Annotated in this window: 2 protein-coding genes; both read right to left on the bottom strand. The window is 68.4% G+C overall.

The window, feature by feature from the left end; translation table 11 throughout:
* Positions 1-1,431, bottom strand: a complete 1,431-nt coding sequence (locus tag V5A20_RS13315) for a sigma-54 interaction domain-containing protein (protein ID WP_332327556.1) — start codon at positions 1,429-1,431, stop codon at positions 1-3.
* 197 nt (positions 1,432-1,628) lie between these two features.
* Positions 1,629-4,352, bottom strand: a 2,724-nt coding sequence (locus tag V5A20_RS13310) for a prolyl oligopeptidase family serine peptidase (RefSeq protein ID WP_332327555.1), incomplete at its 5' end; no start/stop codon positions are given.

Below are 4,352 nucleotides of genomic sequence, written 5' to 3'. Positions count from 1 at the left end.
CTACAGGTCCTCGTCGATGTCTTTGAGCTTGCGGTAGAGCGTCCGCTCGCTAATGCCGAGCGCCTCGGCCGTCTTGCGGCGGTTGCCGTCGAACCGTTCCAGGGCTTGGCTGATGAGCTGCTTCTCAGCCTCCTCGAGCGTGGGCAGTTCTTCCGGCTCGTCGGGCGGCTCCGGCTCAATCTCCGCCTCGGCCTCGGTGGAGGAGGGCCGGGCCACCTCGGGCTCCGTCGTCGTCGGACGTTCCTCGCGGGGGCGCTTCTCGCGGGGACGGGTGGGCCGGGCCGGGCCGCTTTCGTCCACCTCGTAGACGACGTCCCGCATCATCGAGTCGACCTCTCCGCCGCCCCGCTGGTCCCGGTCCCGATGCGGACGGGGACGATCGGGCGCCTCCTCGTTGTTGACCACCACGAAGTCGTCGTAGTCGCCCGGAAAGTCGCCCCGCTCGGCCACCTCCCGGGGCACCACGACGCCGACGTTCGACATCAAGGACCCGATCTGCTCCTTCAGGTCGCGCATGTCCATGCGCATCTCCAGGATGGCTCGATACAGCAGCTCGCGCTGGCGAAGGTCATCCTCGGAGCCGGCGCCCGAGCCCTGGCCCTGCGGCTCCGGATCCACCCGCATCAGGTCCGTGGAGGCCGAGGCCTGCCCGATGTCGCGCAAGAGGGGCCGCAGGTCATCGGCCGACACTTCCTGCTGGCGCATCAGCACGGCCACCTGCTCGGCGATGTTGCGGAGCTCGCGCACGTTGCCGGGCCAGCGGTAGGACTGGAGGAGCTCCGTCGCGTCCTCCGTCAGCTCCTTCCGGGCGGAGCTGTACTCCTGGGAGAACTCGTGGAGGAACGTCTCGAAGATGGGCAGGATGTCCTCCGGGCGCTCCCGCAGCGGGGGGATGTCGATGAGGACCGTGCTCAGGCGGTAGTACAGGTCCTTGCGAAAATTGCCCTCCTGCACCTCCTCCGCGAGGTCCTTGTTCGTCGCCGCCACGATGCGGACGTCCACCTGCTGCTGCTGAGACGCCCCGACGCGGCTGAAGCGGCCCGTCTCGAGCACGCGGAGCAGGCGCACCTGCGCGTTCTTCGGCATCTCGCCGATCTCGTCCAAGAAAATGGTGCTGCCGTCCGCCTCCTCGAAGTAGCCGACCCGTTCCTCCACGGCCCCGGTGTAGGCCCCCTTCTCGGCCCCGAAGAGCTCGCTTTCGATGAGGCCCTCCGGGATGGCACCACAGTTGACCACCACCATCTGCTCGTGGCGGCGCATCGACAGCTCGTGCAGCACCTGGGCGATGAGCTCCTTGCCGACGCCGCTCTCGCCCTGCAGCAGCACGGTAATGTCCGTGTCGGCCACCTGACGGGCCTGGTCGATGACGTTCTTGATGATGTCGGACTCACCGACGATGCCGAAGCGTTCCTGGAGGGAGGCACGGTCCATGGGGAAAGGGGAGTCTTCAGCACGATACGACGCAGGGCGGTGGGCAGGAAAGAGGTCCCTGCCACTTTGTCACAAGACGGATGTAATCACACCCGTACCGCCTGCGAAGGATCCCTGGGCCGGTCCGCTACGGATTGAAGATGGCGTGACGAGAGAAGGGGCGTCCGGGCAGTCCCGGGTCTTGAGACAAAGTCGATCTACCGGTCGAGCACTACACGCAGTCCCGTCACCCGGCGCGGGACGTCCGGCGCGTTCTCGGCCTTCGGATCCGTCAGGGTCAGGGCGGAGGCGTTTTCGGGCTGGAGGCCGTCGTCGGTGCGGGCCCACTCGGCCACGTTGCCGTCCACGTCGTAGAGCAGCGGGCCGGCGCCGTCGTTGCCGTGTCCGGGCGGGCGACTCCCTACCGGCATCAGGAGCGCGTCGGTGGGGTGCTGGTCCAGGCGGGCCCGCAGGGCGCGAGACTCGTCCGGGGTCGGCGTGAAGCCGGCCCAGTGCGCGGGCGTGTTCTCGTCCGGGCCGCTGCGCGCGTTTTTCAGGGCCGCGAGTTCGTCCGCGGTGGGCAGGCGGTAGTTCTGGCCCGTCTGCTCGCTTAGCCAGTCGACGTAGGCCTGCGCCCGGTCCGCGGAGAGGTTGTTGGCCGGATGGTCGGCCGTACCCTCAGGCACGTCGTAGCTGCTGTCGAACGCCCGGAACTGTGCCCGCGTCACCTCGAAGCGGCCCACCGTGAGCGTGTCGCCGAGCGTCACGGTTTCGGGGACGAGAGTGCCATTCACCCGCGTGCCGTAGTGGCCATCGGTCTCGGCGGGCGCGCCGGCGCTTTCGAGGAGCGAGAGCGGGGCGTCGTTGGCCAGGAGCCGCTCCTCCACGCGCTCCTCCATCGAGGTTTCGCCGAAGAGATACGTGTCGATCCACTTCAGGTCCTCCTCCATCTTGCGTCGCTGGTGCGACAGCTCGCCCAGGCCGTGCGGCTCGCCGGGATAGCTCAGGAAGCGCACCGGCGCGTTGCCGATCTGCTGGAGGGCGCGGTAGTACTCCCAGCCCTGCTCGTAGGGCACGGCGCGGTCCTCGGTGCCGTGGTGGATGAGGGTCGGCGTCTGCACCTTCGGCATCTCGAAGAGCGGGCTCTTCTGGATGTAGTGCTCCGTGTACTCCCAAGGCGCGCCCTTGAAGTAGGACCGGTCGAAGCGCACGCCGAACGCGCAGTTGCCGTAGTCGGAGGTCCAGTTGACGTCGCCCGCGCCGGGCGCGGCCACCTGGAAGAGCTCGGGGTGTTCGATCGTGAGCTGCGTGGTCAGGATGGCGCCGTTCGACCAGCCCATCACGCCGAGGGAGTCGCGGTCGACCGTGCCCGCGTTCGCCAGGCTGTCGATGCCGCTTACGATGTCGGGCACCTCCAGCTCGTAGTAGCGGCCCTTGATCGACTCCACGAAGTCGAGCCCGTGGTGGCCGGAGCCGTGGTAGTTGGGGCGGAAGACGAACGCGTCGCGCTGAGCGAGGAGGGGCGCGTAGACCGTCCAGCCGAGGCTCCAGGCGTCGAGGTCCACCCCGCTGGGCCCGCCGTGAATGACGGTCATCATCGGGTAGGCCCGGTCCGGGTCGTAGTCGAGCGGGTAGTGCAGGATGCCGTTCACGGTGTCGCCGTTGGCGCCCGTCCACGTCACGACCTCCGCCCGCGGAATCGGCAGGTCGTCGAGGCCCTCGTTGAGCGTCGTGAGCGTCTCGTCGCTTTGAACCTGGCCGTCGCGGTAGGTGCCCACGCGGTACGACGGCGGCGTGTCGGCGGTCGAGTGGCTAAACACGATCGTCTCGCCGTCGGGCCCGGCGGTAAACGAAGAGGCGTGTTCGAATCGCTCGTCGGCGACCTCCTCCAGGGTCCATCCGTCGCTTGTTTTCCGGTAGAACCGGGGCTCGAAGGTGGGCCCGTCGGCCAGCTGCACGTGCACGCCGCCGTCCACGACCGTGTATCCGCCGTAGCCGACGCCCTTGTCGCCCCAGTCGAGCGGGACTTCCTGGTAGTCGCGGGCATCCAGGTCATAGTGGTACAGCTTCGTGATCCCGGCGCCCTCGTGCTCGGGATCGGAGGAATATGAGTCGGTGGCGTAGAATCCGTCGCCATCGGCCGTCCACTGAAAGTTGGAGGGATCGAAGTACTGTTCGGCGAAGAGTTCGGTCGTCGTGCCCGTCTCCAGATCCAGCAGGAACTGGTGCGGCTGGTTGCGGGCGTCGGCGCTGATCGGAGAGTCGGCGAGGCTGTAGACGACGTATTGGCCGTTCGGCGACGGCGCAAACTCCTCGATCTGGTGGTCATTCTCCGTCACACGGGTGACGTCGCCCGTCTCCACGTGCACGGTGAAGAGGCGCACCGGCCGGAAGAGCGTCGTGTCCTCAATGACGTCGGCGTCGTCCTCCGTCGCTTCCAGGTGCTCTTCGTAGCGGGTGCTCTGCTCCCGGGCCGTGAACAGGAGGCGTTCGGCGTCGAGCCACCGCGCGTCCTGGACGCCGTGCTCCACCGCCGTGATGGCCTCAGGGGCCCCGCCCCGCGGGTCGAGCCGCCAGAGTTGGGTGCCGCCGCCGTCGTCGTTCTCCGTCTCGCGGGACGACACAAACGCGATGTGCTCCCCCTCCGGGCCCCAGCGGGGGTCGCGGTTGTCGCCGGTGCGAGTGAGCTGAAGGGTGGCCGTCGCGTCGCCGCCGTGCGGGTCGTCGCGGTAGGTGAGGTAGACGTCCGACTGCTCTGTGTCGGCCTCGGGATCGGGCGTTTCCTTCACCCACAGCACGCGGTCGCCGTCCGGGCCGATGTCCACGTCGGTCAGCGAGCGCTGCGTCAGGACGTGGTCGAGGGTCCAGGGGCCGTCCGCGGACTGGCCGTGGGCGGGCGCGGCGAGGAGGATCGTGAGGAGGGCGAGGGCGCAGGTGCGCAT

Origin of the sequence: Salinibacter sp., assembly GCF_036626415.1 — a bacterium.
Lineage (GTDB): Bacteria > Bacteroidota > Rhodothermia > Rhodothermales > Salinibacteraceae > Salinibacter.
This window is presented reverse-complemented; position numbering and strand designations above follow the sequence as displayed.